Genomic DNA, 20,371 nt, shown 5'->3' on the forward strand with positions numbered 1-20,371 from the left:
CCTTCCGTACTCGGTGGTGATCGCCAAGCCCGGTGGGCCGGGCGAAGCGATCACCACCATCCAGCCTCAGTACCGCCCGAAGGCGAGCGCCACGTTGTGGCCACCGAATCCGAACGAGTTGTTGATGGCGTAACGGAAATCGCCGTAGCGAGGTTCGCCCGCGACAACATCAAGGTCGATCTCTGGATCTGGGGTTTCGTAATTGAGAGTTGGCGGTATCACGCCGTCCCGAAGGCTCAATACCGTGAGAACAGATTCCAGCGCGCCTACCGCGCCGATGGAGTGGCCCAGCGCCGACTTCGGCGCGTAGACCGCCGCCTGCTCGCAGCCGGCGACCCGGATGGCGTTCGCCTCGGCGGTGTCGCCGATGGGCGTTGCCGTCCCGTGGGCGTTGACGTGGTCAATGTCCTTGGGGGACAAGCCAGCCAACTCGAGCGACCGTTGCATTGCCCGGCCGGCGCGCACGCCGTCCGCCGCGGGCGCCACCATGTGGAACGCGTCCGACGTGATGCCGGCACCCATCAGCCGGGCCAGCGGCTTGGCGCCGCGGGCCTTGGCGTGCTCTTCGGTCTCGATGATCATCAGGGCCCCGGCCTCGCCGAACACGAAGCCGTCGCGGTCCTTGTCGAACGGCCGAGATGCACGCTCGGGCTCGTCGTTGCGAGTGGACATGGCCCGCATCATGGAGAACGCCGCGATGGGCAGCGCCTCGATGGGACCCTCGACACCGCCGCAAACGGCGAAATCGGCGTCACCCATTGCGATCTGGCGCCACGCGTGCGCGATCGCCTCCGACCCGGACGAGCACGCCGACACCGGAGTGATGACCCCGGCGCGGGCGCCCAGCTGCAGGCCCACCACCGCCGCGGCGCCGTTGGGCATGATCATCTGAACGGCGAGCGGCGACACCTTGCGGGGGCCACCCTCGTTCATCAGGTCGTAGCTCTCCACGATCCTCTCGGCGCCACCGAGACCGGTGCCGACCACAACCGAGAACCGGTCGGGGTCGACCTCCGGGCTGCCGGCGGACTCCCACAGCTGCGTGCTGAGCAACTTCGCCAGCCGCTGGACGTACGACATGCGCCGCAAGTCGAGTCTGCTCATGTGCTCGTCGATGGGCTCCTTGAGGTGGCCACCGATCTTGACGGGCAGGTCCCACTTGCTGACGAACTCGTCCTCGAGTACGCGGATGCCGCTTTCGCCGGCCAACAAACTCTTCCACGTGCTCTCGATGTCCGGCGCGATCGATGTCGTCGCCGTGACGGCGGTTACCACAACGCTGGGGTAACCGCCATTAGCAGTGGAAGGCTTGCTCACTGGTCCGCTTCCATCCTCGCCTTGACGTTCGCGACGGCCTCGGGGTTCTCGGTCTCCAGCTTGGCGCGCAGGGCCTCGGCAGCCTCGGGGTTCTCTTCCTCGAGCTTCTGGATGTAGGACACGACGTCACCGACGGTGCGCAGACCGGCGAGGTCCTCGTCCGGGATCTTCACGCCGTACTTGTCCTCGGTCTGCACGGCGATCTCAACCATCGACAGCGAGTCGATGTCCAGGTCGTCGACGAACGACTTCTCCGGGGTGACCTCCGACGGCTCGATACCGGTGACCTCTTCGATGATCTCCGCGATACCGGCGATGATTTCTTCCTGACTTACGGCCACAGCCTCTTCCCTTCGTAATGTGTTGTGTTAATCGAACAGAGCGTTCTTATTCCAGCGGTATGTGGTTGTACTGGATGCGGCTTAGAGTTCGGCCAGTGCGTCCAGGTCTGCGGGTGCCTTGACGGCGCGGGTCGTAACCCCCCGAAGTTCGCGTTTGGCGATACCGGTGAGAGTGCCCGCGGGCGGGAACTCCACGGCCGCCGTGATCTCCCGGTCACGCATCGTTGCCGTGCACAGGTCCCAGCGGACCGGCTGGGTCAGCTGGGCGACCAGCGCCTCCATCGCCGCCGCCGCCGAGGCGACGGGCTGGCCGTCGCGGTTGGACAGCAGCGTGGCGGTGGGTTCGGCGGTCGCGACGGCTGCCGCCGCGGCCGCGTAGCGGTCGAGGGCCGGCGCCATGTACTTGGTGTGGAACGCCCCGGCCACGCCGAGGGCGCGCACCCGGGCCTTTTCCGGCGGGTCCTCGGCCAGCTTCTCCAGCGCCGTCAGCGGGCCGGCGGCGACGATCTGGCCGGCGGCGTTGCGGTTGGCGGGGAACAGGTCGAGCTGCTCGAGGCGGGCCAGCACCTCGGCCTCGTCGCCGCCGAGCACCGCGGACATGCCGGTCGGCTCGATTGCGCAGGCCTTGGCCATCTCGGCGCCGCGGGTGGCGGCCAGCGCGACGGCGTCATCGGCGGCCATCACACCGGCGATCGCGTAGGCCGCGATCTCGCCCACGGAGTGGCCGGCGACGATGAGGTCCGCGTCGGACAGCAGGCCGCGCTTGGTGAGCTCCTGGTGGGCCAGCAGGGTGGCCGCGACGACCAGGGGCTGCGTGACCGCGGTGTCGGTGATCTCTTCGGTCGACGCGGTGGTGCCCAGCCGGACGAGGTCGAGGCCGCTGGCCTTCGACCACAGGTCGAGCTGGTTTGCGGCACCGGGCAGTTCGAGCCACGGCGACAGCATCCCCTCGGTCTGCGAACCCTGTCCGGGCGCAAGCAATGCAATCACGTGTTTAAGAGAACACTGTGGAAACGGTTTTGGCGGGTGTAACAGATTATGAACCTCGTCTTAGGTTTTTGTGCACTCCCAACAAAATAGCTCCGTAAGCTACATGTTCGATACCGTGCCGCGATCTGTTGCCTGGATCACTATCGCTCGGATTGACCCCCAACAGCGGCCCTGACCGGCAGCGGAACCGGGGGCAGCGCGTTGGTGCCGACGCTAGCGGGAGCGGTGGGGTAGTTGAGCTGGCCGACGGTGGCGGCCACTCGCAGCACGTACGCGTCGCGGGGCTGGGTGGGATCGCGTCCGGTGAAGTCGGTGATCCGCTTGAGCCGGTAGCGCACGGTATTTGGATGAACGAACAACTTTCTGGCACAGGCCTCAATCGCGCCGCCGCAATCTAAATACGCGTCCAGGGTTTCGATGAGCGTGGGCCCGGCGTCGGCCATCGGCCCCATCACATCGGTGTGCAGCGCCACGATCGCCGAGGCGTCCCCCATCAGGGCGCGTTCGGGCAGGAGTTCTCGCGCCTGGACCGGCCGCGGCGCCCCGCGCCAGCCGCCAACGGCGTTCATGCCGGAGATCGCCTCGCTCGCACTGTGGTAGGCCGCGGTAAGCATGGGCGCCGTCGGCCCGATGACCACCGGGCCGTCCGAGAAGGCGTCCAGCAGCTCGCCGAGGAATTTGTCAGTAGGTGACAGTTGGCCGGACACGATAGCGACCAGCCAGGTGCCGTGCACGTCTGTCAGGGCGGCGCGGCCGTGGCGCGCGGCGACGTCGCGGACGTGCTGACTGGCCCGCTGGTCGTCGCCCGGGCCGGTCGACCCGTCGGGGCCGGGCGCGGGGACCCCGACCACGACCGTGGCCGGGGCGGTGGTGTCCCAGTTCAGCGCCGCGGCCCGGGACAAAAGCTCGGGACCGGTGTCGCCGCGGACGACCGCGTCGACGACGCTGGCCTCCATGCGGCTGTCCCAGGTGCCGCGCGCCTCGGCGGCGTTCGCGTAGGCCGAGGCGGAGGTGAACGCCAGGTCGCGGCTGTACTTCAGGACGCCGACGGTCAGCGCGGTCAGCTGCTCCTCGGAGCGGGCCACCAGCGGCAGCACCTCTTCGAAGAACTCCATGGTGACGCGGACCATGTCCACGCTGTGTCGCAGCGCGATCCGGCGGGCCAGGTCCTGAGGCACCAGCTCGAACGCCTGGGCGGTGTAGCTGACGTCGCTGTGCGGGTCCTGCATCCACTCGACGAAGTTGTTGATCGCCGTCTGTACCACCAAGGCCACACTGGCCCGCTGCGATGCCTCGAGATCGGCGAAGAACGGCAACCGATCGCCCATGACCGACACCGCCTCGGTGGCCAGCCGGCCGGAGTGCTGCTTCAGCCGGCGCAGGACGGAGTCCGGGACCGTGTCCAGCAGTTCGAGCGGCGACCGCGGCTGCTTCGCGAACGGGCCGGCGAACGGATTGTCATTCACAGCTAAAACCTACGCCATTTTTTAGAAGGAAGTGCCAAAGGGAGCGGGGGTGGCGCGCCTTGCGGGCGTCGAGTGTGCGGCTGGCCGCACACTGGGCGCCCACTGTGCGGCTGGCCGCACACTCGCGGGAAGCAGGTCAGCGTGGGAGGCCCTCAGGCCACCCCGGGGTCGGACGTCTGCTCCGGGGCGGCCTGCACGTCGTCGATCTTGTACTGCCGGGCCGCCGCGACCGGCACCGACGGGTCGATCTCGCCGTCGCGGGCCAGTGCCTCCAGCACCGCGACCACCTGCGACTCGGCGTCGGTGTTGAAGTAGCGCCGCGCGGCGGGCCGGGTGTCGGAGAAGCCGAACCCATCGGTGCCCAGGGTGACGAATGTGCCGGGCACCCACGGACGGATCTGCTCGGGCACCGCGCGCATCCAGTCCGACACGGCGACGACCGGCCCGCTGGCGTTCGCCAGCGCCTGGGTCACGTAGGCGGTCCCGGCCGGGCGGTCGGGGTGCCGCAGCCGCGCCTTCTCGACGGCCAGGCCGTCGCGGTTGAGCTCGCCCCAGCTGGTCACCGACCAGACGTCGGCCGCGACGTCCCACTCGGCGGCCAGCATCTCGGCCGCCTGCAGCGCCGAGGGCATCGCCACGCCGGACGCCAGGAGCTGCGCGGTGTTGGCGCGCTGCTCGGTGGCGGGGCGGTAACGGTAGATGCCCCGCAGCACGCCCTCGGGATCGAAGTTCTCCGGCTCCGGCGGCTGCACGTACGGCTCGTTGTAGACGGTGATGTAGAAGTACACGTCCTCCGGGTTGTCCCCGAACATCCGGGCCAGCCCGCTCTCGACGATGTAGGCGATCTCATAAGCGAACGCCGGGTCGTAGGCCACCACCGCCGGGTTGGTGCTGGCCAGCAGCAGCGAGTGGCCGTCGGCGTGCTGCAGGCCCTCGCCGGTCAGCGTGGTGCGCCCCGCGGTGGCCCCGAGCAGGAAGCCGCGGGCCATCTGGTCCGCGGCGGCCCACAGCCCGTCGCCGGTGCGCTGGAAGCCGAACATCGAATAGAAGATGTAGATCGGGATCATCGGCTCGTTGTGCGTCGCGTACGACGTGCCTGCCGCGATGAACGACCCCACCGACCCGGCCTCGTTGATGCCCTCGTGCAGGATCTGCCCGACTTCGCTTTCCTTGTAGGCCAGCATCAGCTCGGCGTCGACGGCGGTGTACAGCTGGCCGAGGCGGTTGTAGATCTTCAGCGACGGGAACCACGAGTCCATGCCGAACGTGCGCGCCTCGTCGGGAATGATCGGGACGATGCGCGGCCCAATCTCCTTGTCCCGCAACACTTCCTTGAAGGTGCGCACGGTCGCCATGGTGGTGGCGACCTCCTGGGTGCCCGACCCCTTCTTCAGCGCGGCGTAGATGTCGCGGGGCGGCAGCTTGAGCGCCTTGGCCTTGGTGCGGCGCTCGGGCAGGAAGCCGCCGAGCGTGCGGCGACGGTCGAGCATGTAGCGGATCTCCGGGGCGTCCGGCCCGGGGTGGTAGTAGGGCGGCAGGTAGGGGTTCTCGTCCAGCTGGGCGTCGCTGACCGGGATCCGCATGGAGTCCCGGAAGCGCTTAAGGTCTTCCAGCGCAAGCTTTTTCATCTGATGGGTGGCGTTGCGGCCCTGGAAGTGCGCGCCCAGCGAGTAGCCCTTGATGGTCTTGGCCAGGATCACGGTCGGCTGGCCCTTGTGGTCGATCGCGGCCCGGTAGGCGGCGTACACCTTGCGGTAGTCGTGGCCGCCGCGTTTGAGGTTCCAGATCTCGGCGTCGGTCATGTTCTCGACGAGCGCCTTGGTGCGCGGGTCGCGGCCGAAGAAGTGGTCGCGGACGTAGGCGCCGTCGTTGGCCTTGTACGTCTGGTAGTCGCCGTCGGGCGTGGTGTTCATCAGGTTCACCAGCGCGCCGTCGCGGTCGGCGTGCAGCAGGGCGTCCCACTCGCGGCCCCAGACCACCTTGATGACGTTCCAGCCGGCGCCCCGGAAGAACGACTCCAGCTCCTGGATGATCTTGCCGTTGCCGCGCACCGGGCCGTCGAGGCGCTGCAGGTTGCAGTTGATCACGAAGGTCAGGTTGTCCAGCCCCTCGAGCGCGCCGACGTGCGCCAGCCCGCGGCTTTCCGGCTCGTCCATCTCGCCGTCGCCCAGGAAGCACCACACGTGCTGATCGGAGGTGTCCTTGATGCCGCGGTCGTGCAGGTAGTGGTTGAACCGCGCCTGGTAGATGGCGTTGAGCGGCCCCAGTCCCATCGACACGGTGGGGAATTCCCAGAAGTCGGGCATCAGCCGTGGGTGCGGGTAGGACGGCAACCCGCCGCCGGCGTGGCTGTGTTCCTGGCGGAAGCCGTCGAGCCGGTCCTCGCTGAGCCGGCCTTCGAGGAACGCGCGCGCATAGATGCCCGGGGACGCGTGGCCCTGGATGAAGACCTGGTCGCCGCCGCCGGGATGCGATTTGCCGCGGAAGAAGTGGTTGAAGCCGACCTCGTACAGCGCCGCCGACGACGCGTACGTCGAAATGTGGCCCCCCACGCCGACTCCCGGCCGCTGGGCGCGGTGCACCATGATGGCGGCGTTCCACCGGATCCACGCCCGGAAGCGCCGCTCGACGTCCTCGTCGCCGGGGAACCACGGTTCCAGTTCGGTCGGGATCGTGTTGACGTAATCGGTTGACGTGAGCGAGGGGATGGCGACGCGCTGTTCCCCGGCCCGTTCCAGCAGCCGCAGCATCAGGTAGCGCGCCCGCGCCGGGCCGGAGCGCTCGAGGAGTTCGTCGAAGGACTCCAGCCACTCCGACGTCTCTTCGGGGTCGATGTCGGGCAGGTACGACGCGACGCCTTCGCGGATCACCCGAACGCGGTCGGGTTCGCTTGCGCTGCTAGGGGTTTTGGCCAGATCGTGGCGCGCGAACTCGGTTGTCAACGCACTGCTCCTGTAGTTGTCGGGGCTTGCGCCCTCGGGGTGCTGCGCACCGTATCCCTCTATCGTGCCGCACCAGCGTTTGGCAGGGCTAGCCGACGCCTGGTAGCGGGCGCGGGTTCACGCGGCGGACACGAACTCGTGCGTAGCGGGACGATCGGGAAACCCACCCGGTAACGTCTGAGCCGTGCTCAGCGGATCGCGTGCCGCCCTTGCGGGGAGCTTCCCCAGGCGAGGTGCTCTGGCGCTCGGATGTATTGCGGCGACGCTGATGGGGATCGTCGGGTGTACCACCGTCACCAACGGCACGGCCACCCCCGACACCCAGGTGGCCCCGGCGTATCGGCAGTCGGTGTCCGCATCGGCGTCCGCGTCGTCGGCGACGTCGCGGGTGCGCGAGTCCCAGCGCCAACAATCGCTGACCACCCGGGCGGTGCGGACGTCGTGCGACAACCTGGCCACCACGAGCAAGGACGCGATCGACAAGGTCAACATCTTCGTCGGGGCGTTCAACGCGGGGCGCAACACCGGCCCGACGGAGGGCCCGGCGATCGACGCGCTGAACAACAGCGCCGACACGGTCAGCAACAGCTTCAACGACGCGCTGTCCCAGCAGTTGAAGGACGCGTTCAACATGTACATCGACGCGGCGCATGGGGTGGCCAACGCCATCGGCACCCACGCGGCGACGGGCGAATTCAATCGGCGGGTGGACCGGCTCAACGACGCCAAGACGAAGGCGCTGAAACTGTGCCTGGCATCCTTCTAAAGGCGCGGGTGTCGAGCCGGTTGCGGCTGTGCGACGATAATCCCCATCGCACGAGGCGGCACGGTTTAAGGAGGCTCCACGGTGGTCGCGGCGGATCACGCCCCGAGCTACGCTCGCAAACTGGGCATCCAACGGGACCAAGTTGTCCAGGAATGGGGCTGGGACGAGGACACCGACGACGAAATCCGTGCTGACGTCGAGGAAGCATGCGGCGGTGACCTGCTCGACGAGGACACCGACGAGGTCGTCGACGTGGTGCTGTTGTGGTGGCGAGACGGGGACGGCGACCTGGTGGACACCCTGATGGACGCGATCGGCCCGCTGGCCGAGGACGGCGTGATCTGGGTGCTGACGCCCAAGACCGGCAAGCCCGGCCACGTTCTGCCGGCCGAGATCGCCGAGGCGGCCCCCACCGCCGGCCTGATGCCGACGTCGTCGGTCAACCTGGGTGACTGGAGCGCCAGCCGGCTGGTGCAGCCGAAGTCGCGAACCGGGAAGCGTTGATGCTGCCCGTTGGCGCCACCGCCCCGGACTTCACACTGCGCGACCAGAACCAACAGCGGGTCACCCTGAGCTCCTATCGCGGCGCCAAGAACGTGCTGCTGGTGTTCTTCCCACTGGCGTTCACCGGCATCTGCCAGGGCGAGCTGGACCAGTTGCGCGATCACCTGCCCGACTACGAGAACGACGACAGCGCGACGCTGGCCATCTCGGTGGGTCCGCCGCCCACGCACCGGATCTGGTCGCTGGAGAGCGGGTTTACCTTCCCGGTGCTGTCGGATTTCTGGCCGCACGGCGAGGTCAGCCAGGCCTACGGCGTGTTCAATGACGAGGCCGGCTACCCCAATCGCGGCACCTTCGTCATCGACAAGTCCGGCGTCATCCGGTTCGCCGAGATGAAACAGCCCGGCGAATCCCGCAACCAGCGGCTGTGGACCGACGCGCTGGCCGCTTTGCGGGGCTGAAAGTTTTGGGTACTCGGGCGTTGTGCGTGTAGCCTGCCTCGGGCACGGGCGCGTAGCTCAGTGGTAGAGCTCTGGTTTTACACACCAGCGGTCGGCGGTTCGATACCGTCCGCGCCCACCAAATGCACTCAGGGCATTAGTCGCGCGGACGCGTGCCGCGGCGGCGACAAAGTTTGGCCGCTCGGAGCGCGGGTAGGCGAGGACGATGCCAGGGGAACCATCGTCAATCTTGCTTATCGCCGATCCCGGAGCGCCCGCGGCGATTGCCGAGCGTCTGTCTGATCCGCTTGCAAGCGCGCTCACGGACTGGGCCCCCGCGCAGGACAGGTGGGACGTGTCGGTGCGCCGTCAGGCCTATCCGATCGACGAGCATGCCGAAGTCTCAGACGTGGTCGGCGCCATCGACCCGGGTGGGGAGAGCGAAGACATTGTCATCTACCTGACGGACCTACCCCGACGCCGGGGGACAACGCCGGTGATAGCCGAGATCAGCGTGCCCGACCGACTCGGAGTGATTTCCATTCCAGGGGTAGGTGGTGTGTTCATCGATCGTCGGGTGGGGCATTTGGCGCGGACCATCGTCGCCGAGGTCACCGACCAGTCGGACGAGCACACTCCGTCGGTAAAGCGACTGACGCGGCGACAGGAGCATGACGTTGTCCGCTACGTCGCGCCGACAGCCCTGTCCCGGCTGCGGCTTCTGACGGGCATGGTTTACGCCAACCGCCCGTGGCGATTGGTTACCGGCATGTCCAAAGTGATGATGGCGGCATTCGCCACAGGGGCAGTCAGCCTCGCGTATCCGACGATTTGGCAGCTGTCCGCGTCTATGGGCTCGTGGCGATTGAGCACCGCAACGATCTTGGCGAGCGCGGCGATGATCGCCTGGCTCATCATCGAACACAAGCTCTGGGAGCGCCCGCATTCGGCCGACGAACGTGAACGCGCGGTGTTGTACAACGTCTCCACTGTCGTCACCCTGCTGATCGGCGTCATCGTTTTCCATGTTGGGCTGTTCATCCTGTTACTGCTCACTGCGTGGTGGACCCTCCCCCCGCAAATGGTCGCTCATAACATCGGTCACCCCGTCAACCTCTCGACCCTGTTGTTGATGGCCTGGTTGGTTGCGGCAGTCGCAACATTGGGCGGTGCCCTGGGATCCGGGATGGAAGACGACGAGGCCGTTAAAGCGGCGGCATACGGAGTCCGGCAACGCGAGCGATTCGACCAAACGAACTGAGGCTCAACCCAAGGTGAGTCGGCTTGCCGCTTAAAGTCATTGGGCCCGGCGTAGCGGTAATTCGGATTGTCGGATCGGTCAGGCTGCGATTCACTCGCGGGCCTTCCCGGCGATGTGGCAACCTCGGGGGCGTGACCGAGCAATCCGTGGAACCGTTTCGCATCGACGTCCCTGACGCCGTCCTGGAGGACCTGAGCTCGCGGCTGGCTCGCACGCGCTGGCCGGAAGCCGAATGCGTGGACGACTGGAGCCAGGGCATGCCGCTGGCCTACACCCGCGACCTGGCGGCCTATTGGGCCGACGAATACGACTGGCGGTCCCGGGAGGCCGCGCTCAATCGCTTCCACCAGTTCGTCACCGAAATCGACGGGCTGGACATCCATTTCATCCACCAGCGCTCGCCGCATGCCGACGCGTTCCCGCTGCTGATCACCCACGGCTGGCCCGGCTCGATCGTAGAGTTCCACAAGGTGATCGAGCCGCTGACCAATCCGGCGTCCGGGCGCGCCGAGGACGCCTTTCACGTGGTCTGCCCGTCGCTTCCCGGGTACGGGTTCTCCGGCAAGCCCTCCCGCACGGGCTGGGGTGTCGAGAAGATCGCCGAGGCGTGGGAGACGCTGATGCTGCGCCTGGGCTACGACCGTTACGGCGCCCAGGGCGGCGACTGGGGCGCCGCCGTGACCACCCAGATCGGCCGAAACCGCGGCCACTGCGCGGGCATCCACCTCAACATGCCGATCGGGCGACCCACCAAGGAATCGCTGGCCGACCCGACCCCGGAGGAGCAACGGGCGATGGCCGCGATGGCCGAGCACCGCAAGTGGGGCACCGGCTATTCCAAGCAGCAGTCCACCCGGCCGCAGACGCTGGGCTACGGGCTGGCCGATTCACCGGTGGGGCAGCTGGCGTGGATCGTCGAAAAGTTCTGGGCGTGGGCCGATTGCGACGGCCACCCGGAAAACGTATTCACCCGAGACGAGTTGCTCGACAACGTGATGCTCTATTGGGTGACCAACAGCGGCGCGTCCTCGGCCCGCCTGTACTGGGAGAGCTTCAGGGTGTTTGGGCAGCTGGACCGCGTCGAATTGCCCACGGGCGTGGCGGCTTTCCCGCACGAGCTGCTGAAGGCGCCCAGAAGCTGGTGCGAGCCGGTCTACAACATCACGCACTGGACGGACATGGAGCGCGGCGGGCACTTCGCCGCGTTCGAGCAACCGGAGCTGTTCGTCGACGACGTTCGCGCATTCTTCGCGACGGTGCGGTCCTAGACGATCCGCCAACCGCGTCGGGCGCGAAATCGCATGTCCCACAAGTAGATCTGGTACCCGAGCAGCCAGATTCCGTGCGGTAGGAAGAGGTCGGCCACCCGCAGCGCGGACAGCAGCCACCCGAACCGGCGCTGCTGGCCCGGCGACCAGTCCAGGCCCATCAACGCCCGAAACTCCGGGGCCAAGAACCCCGTCGTCGCAAACAGGTTGAACCGACCGGCCAGTACGCGCAGCGGCCACGGCAGGAAGACCAGCGAGGCGACGCCGTGCAGATGCTCGCGCACGGGAGGGTCGATGCGCAGCTCGTCGAGCGAGCGCTTCCAGTACGCGTCGAACGCCGCCCGGTCCACCGGCCACATGCCCTCAGGCACCTGCAGCGTGGTGCCGAGCCGGGCGGCGTCGAGATATACGGCGTCGGCCGCGGCGTCATCGAGCGGGCCGTGCAGGAATTCATGCTGGTCGACGAAATAGCGGTAGAGGCACGCGGCCACCCACAGCTGCAACTTCGGGTCGAACGCGTTGTAGGGCACCGGGCTTGCCGACGTCGAGCGGACCTGCCGGTGCACGGTGTCCACGGCGCCGCGGATCAGCGCGCGGTCGGACTCCGTCCCGATGGTGGCGACCGCCAGGTAGGTGCCGGTGGTGCGGGCCCGTTTGAACGGATGCTTGTAGACGTTGCCGCTGTCCACCGGGCTCTCCAGCACGCCGTACCCGACGCCGGGCAACGACAACTGCATGATCACGTTGGCGGCGGGCAACAACACGGCCGCGGGGTTCAGCAGGTCGGCGACCCGGGCCGCGGGCCGCTTCGTCGCGGACGACGCCATGTCTTCGAGTGAACCATGTGCCGCGGGTTACAACCGCCCGAAAACGGGCACGCCTAGCGGAATGAGCACCCAATTCGGCGTCTCGGCCACCGGGCCGGCGCGGCACCGGGCGGCCGTTGCGACCGGCACGCTCGAACCATCCCTGCTGATCTGGTGGGTAATCGGCCTGCTGATCGCCGTGGTGATCTTCGCGGGCATCCTCGCCATGGCCTAGAGCGTTGGTTGCGCCCGCGTGGGCGGCCCGACCGCGTGTGAGACGCTGCCGAGGTGGTTGCGACGCGGCTTGCCGGCGTGCTGGTGGGTTACCTCGCCGACGTGGCGCTGGGCGACCCGGCACGCGGGCATCCGGTCGCGGCGTTCGGCCGGGCCGCGGCCGCCGTCGAGCGCATGACCTACCGCGATACCCGGGCCGCCGGGGCGCTGCACGTCGGCGTGCTGGTCGGGGGCGTGGCCCTGCTCGGGGCAGCGCTGCAACGAGCCGCCGACCGCCGCGGCCGGCCCTGGTCGATCGCGGCCGTCGCGGCGGCCACCTGGGTGTCGGTGGGCGGAACCTCGTTGGCGCGCACCGGCCTGGCGATGTCGGAGCTGCTGGAACGCGGCGACATCGAGGCCGCGCGCCGGCTGCTGCCGTCGCTGTGCGGGCGGGACCCGGCCTGGCTGGACGGCGCCGGGCTGACGCGGGCGTCGCTGGAATCGATCGCGGAGAACACGTCCGACGCCCAGGTGGCGCCGCTGCTGTGCGCCACCGCGGGCGGGGTGCCCGCGGTGCTGGCGTACCGCGGCGTCAACACGCTCGACTCGATGATCGGCTACCGCTCGGGGCGCTACGCCCGATTCGGCTGGGCCGCAGCGAAATTGGACGATGCCGCCAACTACGTGGGCGCGCGGGCGACCGCGGCCCTGGTGGTGATGTGCGCGCCGTTCGTGAGCGGGTCGCCCTCGGGCGCGGTGCGGGCCTGGCGCCGCGATGCCGCCCGCCACCCCAGCCCCAACGCCGGCGTCGTCGAGGCGGCCTTCGCCGGGGCGCTCGGCGTGCGGCTGGGCGGGCCCACGCAGTACCACCACGAGCTGCAGATCCGCCCCACGCTGGGCGACGGCCACGAGCCGACGGTGGCCGACCTGCGCCGGGCGGTGGCGCTGTCGCGCACGGTGCAGGCGGGCGCCGCGCTGTTCGTCGGGCTGTGCGGGGCATCGAGAGCGCTTGCGAGGCGCCGAGTGTGCGACGGCGGCATCGGAAGTGCATCCAGGGCGGAATAATCGCGAGTTCCTAGCCCTCAGCGCACACTGAAGGCCCTCAGCGCACGATGGAGCTCGCTAGCGCCGGCGGCCGTAGCGATCGGCGAGTTTCGCCTCCACCGTCTTCGGCGCCGCTGACGTAACCGCCTCGGGTCGCTGCTGCTTTTCTCGGCGGCGGACGCGGATCTCGGAATACACGAAGTAGCCCAATCCGAGCGGGGCCACGATGCCGAACGAAATCCACTGGATGCCGTAGGACAGGAACGGGCCCGCGTCCAGATGCGGCACGTCGATCACGCCGAGCCCGCCGGGCTGGTTTTCGGTCAGCTGAAGGTAGGACCCGGCCAGCGGCACCTTGGTCAGTGCCGCGACCTGCCCGGTGTTGATCGAATACACCTGCGGCACACCGTCTTGCGAGAAGGGATCCTTCCCGGCGGCGACGGGCTCGGAATCGCGCAGCCTGGCGGTGATGGTGACCGGATCCTGCGGCGGCGGTGGGATGGGCGGGACCTCGGCCCCCTGCTCGGGCCGCACGTAACCGCGGTCGACGAGGACGGTGGGTCCGTCGTCGACGACGAACGGGGCCAGCACCTCGAATGCCGGCTTGCCCTCGATCACCCGCAGCCGGGCCAGCACCTGGACGCCGGGCAGGTAGCGCCCGGTGGCCGTTACCCGGCGCCACTGCGCGTCCGGGGCAGACGAATCCTGTTGTGGTAGAAGCGTTTTGATGGGAACGGGCGCGGTGTTGAGGGAATGCTCGATCTGACGGTTCTCCCGCGACGTCCGGTTGTGCTTACCCAGCTGCCACGGCGCCAGCACCGTGAAGCACAGGTAGGTGAAGGCGATGACCACCAGCGCCAGGGCTATCCAGCCGGGCCGCAGCAGGAACGCCAGCCGACGCATGTCAGCCGGATCCGTTCCGGCCGAGTCGATCGTCGACCCACGCGTGCAGGCCGGGCAGCGACGCCTCGATGACGGTGAAGACGTCCTCGAAATCTTGGGCGTCGCCGTAGTACGGGTCGTCGACGTCGAGGGCGTGCGCGCCCGACCGCGGGTCGAAGGAGCGCAGCATCCGCACCCGCTCCTCGTCGACGCCCAACTCGCGCAGCATCCGAAGGTGGTTGCGGCCCAAGGCCACCACCAGGTCGGCGCGCAGATGGTCGGCGTCGACCTGCGCGGCGCGATGGTCGGTGGAGTAGCCGTGGGCGCGCAGCACGTCGGTCGCCCGGCGGTCGGCGCATTCGCCGACGTGCCAGTTGCCGGTGCCCGCGCTGGTCACCCGGACCGCGTCGGCGAGGCCGCGGCGCCGCAGCTGGTCGGCGAACATCTTCTCGGCCATCACCGACCGGCAGATGTTTCCGGTGCAGACGAACGTGACGTGCAGCGGCTCGCGCTCAGACACCCAGCACCGCCCGCAGCTCGTCGATGGTGGCGGCGTGCGTCACCGCCGTGGCGCCGGCGACCGCCGCGCCGTCGGGGAAGTCGGCTTGGCCGTAACCCCAGCCGACCACCACCGTGTCGATGCCGTGCGCGGCCGCGCCGTGCACGTCGTGGCTGCGGTCGCCGACCATCAGCACCCTTTCCGGCAGAGGCTGCAGCTGTTCGAGTGCGTGCGTGAGCACGTCGACCTTGGTCTTGCGCGAGCCGTCGGGGCTGGCCCCGGCGATCACCTCGAAATGCCGATCGAGCCCGAAGTGGGCGAGGATGCGCCGCGCCGTCGGTTCCAGCTTCGAGGTGGCCACGGCGAGCCGGACGCCGGCGGCGCTCAGGTCGGCCAGCAGCGGCTCGATGCCGTCGAACAGGGTGTTCATCGCCCAGCCGCGGCTGCCGTATTCGGCGCGGAACGCCGCGATCGCCGGCTCGGCCCCCTCGCCCAGCATGGCGCGGAAGGTGTCGTCCATCGGCGGGCCCACAATCTGGGCCACCAGGTCGCCGTCGGGCACCGCGACGCCGACGTGCTCGAGCGCGTGCAGGAAGCTGGCCACGATGCCCTCGGCGGAATCGGTGAGCGTGCCGTCGAGGTCGAAGATCACCAGTTGCGCCGCAGCCGGCGACGTTGCTTGGTAGCGGGAAGCCGGGCGATCCGCCGACGCTGTGCCTGTCACCTCACCATTGTCCTCGATGGTCCTCGGCGGGTGTGACGGTGTCGGTGCCACGGGGTCGGGCGGCCCACTAGTGTTTCTCGGGTGGCGAGTCTGAACATGAGCCCGCCTGCGGCGCGCTATCACGGTGACCAGGCGGTCGCACCGGGGATGCTGGATTTCGCCGTCAACGTCCGACACACCCACCCGCCCGAGTGGCTGGTGCGCCGGCTGGCCGCGCGACTGCCCGATCTGGCTTCCTACCCGAGCGCGCGGGACGTGCGTTCGGCGCAGCACGCGATCGCCGAGCGGCACGGCCGGGCCCGCGACGAGGTGCTGCCGCTGGCGGGGGCGGCCGAGGGGTTCGCCTTGCTGAGCAACCTGCGCCCGACGCGGGCGGCGATCGTCGCGCCGTCGTTCACCGAGCCGGCCGACGCGCTCACCGCCGCCGGGGTGCCCGTGCACCACGTCGTGCTCGAGCCGCCCTTCGCCCTGGACGGGGTGAGCATTCCCGACGACGCCGACCTGGTCGTCGTGGGCAATCCCACCAACCCCACCTCGGTGGTGCACACCCGCGAGCAGCTGTTCGCGCTGCGCCGGCCCGGCCGCATCCTGGTGGTCGACGAGGCGTTCGCCGATTCGATCCCCGGCGAGCCCGAGTCGCTGGCCGCTGAGTCGCTGCCCGACGTGCTGGTGCTGCGCAGCCTGACCAAGACGTGGGCGCTGGCGGGGCTGCGGGTGGGCTACGCCCTTGGGTCACCGGAGGTGTTGGCCCGGTTGACCGCTCGGCGCGCGCACTGGCCGGTGGGCACGCTGCAGCTTTCGGCCATCGCGGCGTGTTGCGGCCGGCAGTCCGTCGCCGAGGCGGCGGCCGGTGCCGCGCGGCTGGCGGAGGTGCGCGCCGAGATGGTCGCCGGCCTGACGTCGGTGGGCGCCGAGGTGGTCGCCGGCCGGGCCCCGTTCGTGCTGTTCCGCTTGCCGGGGGCCGATAAGGTCCGAAAGAGCCTGCAGGACAAGGGGATCGCCATTCGCCGCTGCGATACGTTCGTCGGCCTCGACGAGCGCTACCTGCGGGCCGCGGTGCGCAGGGAGTGGCCGCTGCTGGTTCGGGCGATCTCGGAGGTGCGGCGATGAGCGTGCGGCTGGCCGACATCATCGACGCGCTGGACGAGGCCTACCCACCGCGGCTCGCCGAGCCGTGGGACTCGGTGGGACTGGTGTGCGGCGACCCCGACGATGCCACCGAGTCGGTGACCGTTGCGGTCGACGCGACGCCCGCGGTCGTCGACGAAGTTCCCGAGGGCGGCCTGCTGCTGGCCCATCACCCGTTGCTGCTGCGCGGAGTGGACACGGTGGCGGCGAGCACGCCCAAGGGCGCGCTGGTGCACCGCCTGATCCGAACGGGCCGTTCGCTGTTCACCGCGCACACCAACGCCGACTCGGCTTCGCCCGGCGTGTCCGACGCGCTGGCCCACGCCCTCGGCCTCACCGTCGAAGCGGCCCTCGAGCCGCGAACCGCCGCGCCAGACCTGGACAAGTGGGTCGTCTACGTGCCTCGCGAAAACTCCGAAGCCGTGCAGGCGGCCATGTTCGAGGCCGGCGCCGGGCACATCGGCGACTACTCGCAGTGCAGCTGGAGCATCACCGGCATCGGTCAGTTCCTGCCGCACGAGGGCGCGTCCCCCGCGATCGGCAGCGTCGGGACCGTCGAGCGAGTGACCGAGGACCGGTTCGAGGTCGTCGCGCCGGCGCGGATCCGGGCGGCCGTGCTGACCGCGATGCGCGCCGCCCACCCCTACGAGGAGCCCGCGTTCGACGTGTTCGCGTTGCTGCCCCTGCCCGGCGACGCCGGGCTGGGCCGCATCGGCACCCTGGCGCGCCCGGAACCGCTGCGCGACTTCGTGTCCCGCGTGGACGCCGCGCTGCCGCCAACGGTGTGGGGCGTCCGCGCGGCCGGCGACCCCGACGCGCCGGTGTCGCGGGTCGCGGTCTGCGGCGGGGCCGGGGACTCGCTGCTGGCGACCGCGGCCGGCGCGGGCGTGCAGGCCTACGTTACGGCCGACCTGCGGCACCATCCGGCCGACGAGCATCGCCGGTCCTCTAGTGTCGCGCTGGTGGACGTGGCGCACTGGGCGAGCGAATTTCCCTGGTGCGAGCAGGCCGCCGAACTGCTGCGGTCCCGTTTCGGTGCGGCGCTGACGGTGCGGGTGTGCGGCATCCGCACCGACCCGTGGAACATGGGGCAGATGGAAGGTGACCAGCGATGAAGGCTGAAGTCGCTCAGCAGCGTTCGCTCCTCGAGCTGTCGAAGCTGGATGCGGAGCTGTCCCGCATCACGCACCGGGCCGGCCATCTGGCGGAGCAGCAGGCCTGCGAGCGGCTGCAGGAGGAACTCACCGCCGCCGGCGACCGCGTGGGTGCCATCCGAATCGCGTTGGAGGACATCGACACTCAGGTGTCGCGGTTCGAGTCCGAGATCGAGGCGGTGCGCCAGCGCGAAGACCGCGACCGATCCTTGCTGCAGTCCGGGGCGGCCGACGCCAAGCAGTTGTCGGACCTCCAGCACGAGCTGGAGACCCTGACGCGCCGCCAGGCCAGCCTGGAAGATTCGCTGCTGGACGTGCTGGAGCGGCGCGAGGAGCTGCAGACCCAACTGGACGACGCACAGGGCAGGGTCGAGGCGCTGGAGGCCGAATTGGCCGGCGCCCGGCAGGCTCTCGACGCCGCGCTCGCCGAAATCAGCGAGGCACGCCGGGCGCATTCGTCACGCCGCGAGACCCTGAGCGCCGCGCTGGATCCCGCCCTGTCGGCGCTCTACGAACGCCAGCGAGCCGGGGGAGGTCCGGGCGCCGGGCCGCTGCTGGGGCGCCGCTGCGGTGCCTGCCGCCTGGAGATCGACCGCGGCGAGATGTCCCGCATCTCCGCGGCCGCCGAGGACGACGTGGTGCGCTGCCCGGAGTGCGGCGCGATCCTGTTGCGGGTCAACGGGAGCGACCAGTGAAGGTCGTGATCGAGGCCGACGGCGGGTCGCGCGGAAACCCCGGCCCCGCCGGGTACGGCGCCGTGGTGTGGACCGAGGACCGCTCGACGGCGCTGGCGGAGAACAAGCGGGCGATCGGCCGGGCCACCAACAACGTGGCCGAATATCGGGGACTGCTGGCCGGTTTGGACGACGCCCTGCAACTCGGCGCCACCGAAGCCGCGGTCTACCTGGATTCCAAGCTGTTGGTGGAGCAGATGTCGGGACGGTGGAAGGTCAAGCACCCCGACCTGATCGAACTGCACGGCAAGGCGAAAGCGCTGGCGTCGCGGTTCGACCGGATCAGCTACACGTGGATTCCGCGCGAGCGCAACTCCTACGCCGACCGGTTGGCGAACGAGGCGATGGACGCGGCCGCCGAAAGCGACCTGGCCAACGAACCCGACGAGCGCGCGGCCGAATCCGCGAAACCCGCTGCGGCGCAATCCCCACAGGCGCCCGGCTGGACCGGCGCCAGCGGCACGCCGACCAGGCTGCTGTTGCTGCGGCACGGACAGACCGAGCTGTCGGCCCAGCGCCGCTACTCGGGCCGCGGCAACCCGGCCCTGACCGAAGTGGGCCGGAGTCAGGCCGACGCCGCGGCGCGTTATCTCGCGCAGCGCGGCGGGATTTCGGCGGTGTTCTCCTCGCCGCTGCAGCGGGCCTACGACACGGCGGCCCGGGCCGCCAAGGCGCTCGGCCTGGACGTGACCGTCGACGACGACTTGATCGAAACCGATTTCGGCGCCTGGGAGGGCCTGACCTTCGTGGAGGCCGCCGAGCGCGACCCGGAGCTGCACGGCCGCTGGCTGCGTGACACCGGCACCACCCCACCGGGCGGCGAGAGCTTTGATGCCGTGCTCGATCGGGTCGTCCGGGCCCGGGAACGGATCATCGCCGCGCATCAGGGCAGCACGGTGCTGGTGGTCTCGCACGTGACGCCGATCAAAATGCTGCTGCGGCTCGCGCTGGAGGCCGGTCCCGGCATCCTGTACCGGTTGCACCTGGACCTGGCGTCCCTGAGCATCGCCGAGTTCTATTCCGACGGTGCGTCTTCCGTGCGCCTGGTGAACCAGACCGGATACCTCTAGGCCGGAAGGAGACGTCGATGGAGCCGTCTGATCCGACCCGTGAAGCCATTCCCGCGGACGTCCGGGAGAGGGTGATGCCGGCGGTACTCGACGAATTGTCCCGCTGGGGTGTCGAGCGGTTCAGCATCGAAGCCCTCGCCGAACGGCATCGCCTCGACGCGGCGATGGTGTACCGGTACTGGGGGGACCGGCGCCGGCTCATCGTCGACGCGGTGCTGTCCGACATCGACAGGGTGAACACGGGAACCGACACCGGGTCGTTGCGTGGCGACCTACAGGCGTTGGCCCGCAACGTGACCAATCGGATCAACACCGAGGTGGGTCGGACGCTGCTGCGCTCGCTGGTGATGGACCGCCGCAGCGGACACGACGAAGCCACCCGGTTGCGGTTCTGGTGGGCGCATTTCACCGCCGTGCGCGCGGTCGTGGACCGGGCCAGGGAGCGGGGCGAATTGCGCGAGGGCGTCAACACCCTGGCCGCGGTTCAGATCGTGCTGTCGCCGCTCAACATTCGCGTCCTGTACTCCGACGTCCCCGTCGATGACGAATACTGCGAGGCCATCGCCGACATGGCGTATCACGCCCTCGCCCGCAAGTGAGGGCGCGCGTAGCATCCCGGTATGAGAAGGACATTCGTCGCCACCCTCGCCTTCGGGTTGATCCTCGCGTTGTTCGGTTCGATCTGGGCGCTCCAGGGATTCGGGGTGCTCGGTGGTAGCCCGATGAGCAACACCACCACCTGGTCGGTCATCGGCCCCATCACGGCGGTGATCGGCGTCGTGATCGCGGTGGTCAGCTGGCGGAAGCTCTCGTCGAGATAAC

22 protein-coding genes and 1 tRNA gene are annotated in these 20,371 nt (G+C 69.3%); 14 read left to right on the forward strand and 9 right to left on the reverse strand.

The genetic code is table 11. The annotated features are described in order from the left end of the window. Positions 1-66 precede the first annotated feature (66 nt). The 5 genes from kasA to aceE form a co-directional block, all read right to left on the reverse strand. Positions 67-1,317: a 3-oxoacyl-ACP synthase KasA gene (kasA, locus tag A5680_RS13080; protein WP_055405268.1), complete on the reverse strand. Its 1,251-nt coding sequence runs from the start codon at positions 1,315-1,317 to the stop codon at positions 67-69. After that, the gene (gene acpM / locus A5680_RS13085) at positions 1,314-1,658 is read right to left on the reverse strand and encodes a meromycolate extension acyl carrier protein AcpM (RefSeq protein WP_055405267.1); all 345 of its coding nucleotides are present in this window, start codon (positions 1,656-1,658) and stop codon (positions 1,314-1,316) included. Before acpM ends, kasA begins: the two co-directional genes overlap by 4 nt. 81 nt (positions 1,659-1,739) lie before the next feature. Then, complete coding sequence (locus A5680_RS13090; RefSeq protein ID WP_055405266.1) at positions 1,740-2,648, reverse strand: ACP S-malonyltransferase; 909 nt, start codon at positions 2,646-2,648, stop codon at positions 1,740-1,742. 140 nt (positions 2,649-2,788) lie between these two features. After that, positions 2,789-4,114, reverse strand: a complete 1,326-nt coding sequence (locus tag A5680_RS13095; protein ID WP_067819949.1) for a CdaR family transcriptional regulator — start codon at positions 4,112-4,114, stop codon at positions 2,789-2,791. Positions 4,115-4,266: 152 nt separating this feature from the next. Then, complete coding sequence (gene aceE / locus A5680_RS13100) at positions 4,267-7,056, reverse strand: pyruvate dehydrogenase (acetyl-transferring), homodimeric type (protein ID WP_067819952.1); 2,790 nt, start codon at positions 7,054-7,056, stop codon at positions 4,267-4,269. Between the two features lie 184 nt (positions 7,057-7,240). Here aceE and A5680_RS13105 point away from each other — a divergent pair, with 184 nt between their 5' ends. The 6 genes from A5680_RS13105 (at position 7,241) to A5680_RS13130 (ending at position 11,295) form a co-directional block, all read left to right on the forward strand. Then, the gene (locus A5680_RS13105; RefSeq protein WP_082459927.1) at positions 7,241-7,822 is read left to right on the forward strand and encodes a hypothetical protein; all 582 of its coding nucleotides are present in this window, start codon (positions 7,241-7,243) and stop codon (positions 7,820-7,822) included. 81 nt (positions 7,823-7,903) lie between these two features. Beyond that, the gene (locus A5680_RS13110) at positions 7,904-8,326 is read left to right on the forward strand and encodes a DUF3052 domain-containing protein (protein ID WP_055404358.1); all 423 of its coding nucleotides are present in this window, start codon (positions 7,904-7,906) and stop codon (positions 8,324-8,326) included. Further along, positions 8,326-8,787 (forward strand): peroxiredoxin, encoded by a 462-nt coding sequence (locus tag A5680_RS13115; RefSeq protein ID WP_055404361.1) that lies wholly within the window; start codon positions 8,326-8,328, stop codon positions 8,785-8,787. The genes A5680_RS13110 and A5680_RS13115 overlap by 1 nt, the downstream gene beginning before the upstream one ends. Before the next feature lie 46 nt (positions 8,788-8,833). Continuing rightward, positions 8,834-8,908: transfer RNA gene (locus A5680_RS13120), tRNA-Val, on the forward strand. 84 nt (positions 8,909-8,992) lie between these two features. Next, positions 8,993-10,027, forward strand: coding sequence for a hypothetical protein (locus A5680_RS13125; protein WP_067819956.1), 1,035 nt, complete (start codon positions 8,993-8,995; stop codon positions 10,025-10,027). A gap of 146 nt (positions 10,028-10,173) precedes the next feature. Then, positions 10,174-11,295, forward strand: coding sequence for an epoxide hydrolase family protein (locus tag A5680_RS13130; RefSeq protein ID WP_067820041.1), 1,122 nt, complete (start codon positions 10,174-10,176; stop codon positions 11,293-11,295). Here A5680_RS13130 and A5680_RS13135 read toward each other — a convergent pair. Continuing rightward, positions 11,292-12,122: an oxygenase MpaB family protein gene (locus A5680_RS13135; protein WP_067819958.1), complete on the reverse strand. Its 831-nt coding sequence runs from the start codon at positions 12,120-12,122 to the stop codon at positions 11,292-11,294. The genes A5680_RS13130 and A5680_RS13135 overlap by 4 nt on opposite strands. A gap of 61 nt (positions 12,123-12,183) precedes the next feature. Here A5680_RS13135 and A5680_RS25740 point away from each other — a divergent pair, with 61 nt between their 5' ends. Further along, a complete protein-coding gene (locus tag A5680_RS25740; RefSeq protein ID WP_156669581.1) occupies positions 12,184-12,336 on the forward strand; it encodes a hypothetical protein in 153 nt (50 codons plus the stop codon). Positions 12,337-12,389: 53 nt separating this feature from the next. Further along, positions 12,390-13,379, forward strand: a complete 990-nt coding sequence (locus tag A5680_RS13140; protein WP_055404366.1) for a cobalamin biosynthesis protein — start codon at positions 12,390-12,392, stop codon at positions 13,377-13,379. A gap of 57 nt (positions 13,380-13,436) precedes the next feature. Here the strand turns inward: A5680_RS13140 and A5680_RS13145 are convergent, their stop codons facing one another. From A5680_RS13145 to A5680_RS13155, 3 genes are read right to left on the reverse strand one after another with little or no spacing between them, the layout of a single operon-like run. Continuing rightward, positions 13,437-14,261, reverse strand: a complete 825-nt coding sequence (locus A5680_RS13145; protein WP_055404368.1) for an SURF1 family protein — start codon at positions 14,259-14,261, stop codon at positions 13,437-13,439. Position 14,262: 1 nt separating this feature from the next. Further along, positions 14,263-14,760 (reverse strand): low molecular weight protein-tyrosine-phosphatase, encoded by a 498-nt coding sequence (locus A5680_RS13150; protein WP_055404370.1) that lies wholly within the window; start codon positions 14,758-14,760, stop codon positions 14,263-14,265. Next, the gene (locus tag A5680_RS13155; RefSeq protein ID WP_197281286.1) at positions 14,753-15,463 is read right to left on the reverse strand and encodes an HAD-IA family hydrolase; all 711 of its coding nucleotides are present in this window, start codon (positions 15,461-15,463) and stop codon (positions 14,753-14,755) included. Before A5680_RS13155 ends, A5680_RS13150 begins: the two co-directional genes overlap by 8 nt. Before the next feature lie 81 nt (positions 15,464-15,544). Between A5680_RS13155 and cobC the strand changes: the two genes are divergently transcribed. Genes cobC through A5680_RS13185 form a run of 6 tightly spaced genes read left to right on the forward strand, consistent with a single transcriptional unit; the run spans position 15,545 to position 20,370 of the window. Next, positions 15,545-16,573, forward strand: coding sequence for an Rv2231c family pyridoxal phosphate-dependent protein CobC (cobC, locus tag A5680_RS13160; RefSeq protein ID WP_055404374.1), 1,029 nt, complete (start codon positions 15,545-15,547; stop codon positions 16,571-16,573). Continuing rightward, positions 16,570-17,706 carry a Nif3-like dinuclear metal center hexameric protein gene (locus tag A5680_RS13165; RefSeq protein WP_055404376.1) on the forward strand — a complete coding sequence of 379 codons (1,137 nt, stop codon included), beginning with the start codon at positions 16,570-16,572 and terminating at the stop codon, positions 17,704-17,706. The genes cobC and A5680_RS13165 overlap by 4 nt, the downstream gene beginning before the upstream one ends. After that, complete coding sequence (locus tag A5680_RS13170; RefSeq protein WP_067819961.1) at positions 17,703-18,440, forward strand: zinc ribbon domain-containing protein; 738 nt, start codon at positions 17,703-17,705, stop codon at positions 18,438-18,440. The genes A5680_RS13165 and A5680_RS13170 overlap by 4 nt, the downstream gene beginning before the upstream one ends. Continuing rightward, complete coding sequence (locus tag A5680_RS13175) at positions 18,437-19,549, forward strand: bifunctional RNase H/acid phosphatase (protein WP_067819964.1); 1,113 nt, start codon at positions 18,437-18,439, stop codon at positions 19,547-19,549. Before A5680_RS13170 ends, A5680_RS13175 begins: the two co-directional genes overlap by 4 nt. Positions 19,550-19,566: 17 nt before the next feature. After that, positions 19,567-20,148, forward strand: a complete 582-nt coding sequence (locus tag A5680_RS13180; RefSeq protein ID WP_055404382.1) for a TetR-like C-terminal domain-containing protein — start codon at positions 19,567-19,569, stop codon at positions 20,146-20,148. 21 nt (positions 20,149-20,169) lie between these two features. Further along, a complete protein-coding gene (locus A5680_RS13185) occupies positions 20,170-20,370 on the forward strand; it encodes a hypothetical protein (RefSeq protein ID WP_055404384.1) in 201 nt (66 codons plus the stop codon). The last annotated feature ends 1 nt before the right edge of the window (position 20,371 follow it).

This window comes from Mycobacterium sp. E2989 (assembly GCF_001667595.1).
Lineage (GTDB): Bacteria > Actinomycetota > Actinomycetes > Mycobacteriales > Mycobacteriaceae > Mycobacterium.

Bases quoted from the DNA above. Each gene is read 5' to 3' on its own strand.
- A5680_RS13115 (WP_055404361.1), top strand. From the start codon at position 8,326: ATGCTGCCCGTTGGCGCCACCGCCCCGGACTTCACACTGCGCGACCAG.
- A5680_RS13125 (WP_067819956.1), top strand. From the start codon at position 8,993: ATGCCAGGGGAACCATCGTCAATCTTGCTTATCGCCGATCCCGGAGCG.
- A5680_RS13135 (WP_067819958.1), bottom strand. From the start codon at position 12,122: ATGGCGTCGTCCGCGACGAAGCGGCCCGCGGCCCGGGTCGCCGACCTG.
- A5680_RS25740 (WP_156669581.1), top strand. From the start codon at position 12,184: ATGAGCACCCAATTCGGCGTCTCGGCCACCGGGCCGGCGCGGCACCGG.
- A5680_RS13145 (WP_055404368.1), bottom strand. From the start codon at position 14,261: ATGCGTCGGCTGGCGTTCCTGCTGCGGCCCGGCTGGATAGCCCTGGCG.
- A5680_RS13165 (WP_055404376.1), top strand. From the start codon at position 16,570: ATGAGCGTGCGGCTGGCCGACATCATCGACGCGCTGGACGAGGCCTAC.
- A5680_RS13170 (WP_067819961.1), top strand. From the start codon at position 17,703: ATGAAGGCTGAAGTCGCTCAGCAGCGTTCGCTCCTCGAGCTGTCGAAG.
- A5680_RS13180 (WP_055404382.1), top strand. From the start codon at position 19,567: ATGGAGCCGTCTGATCCGACCCGTGAAGCCATTCCCGCGGACGTCCGG.
- A5680_RS13185 (WP_055404384.1), top strand. From the start codon at position 20,170: ATGAGAAGGACATTCGTCGCCACCCTCGCCTTCGGGTTGATCCTCGCG.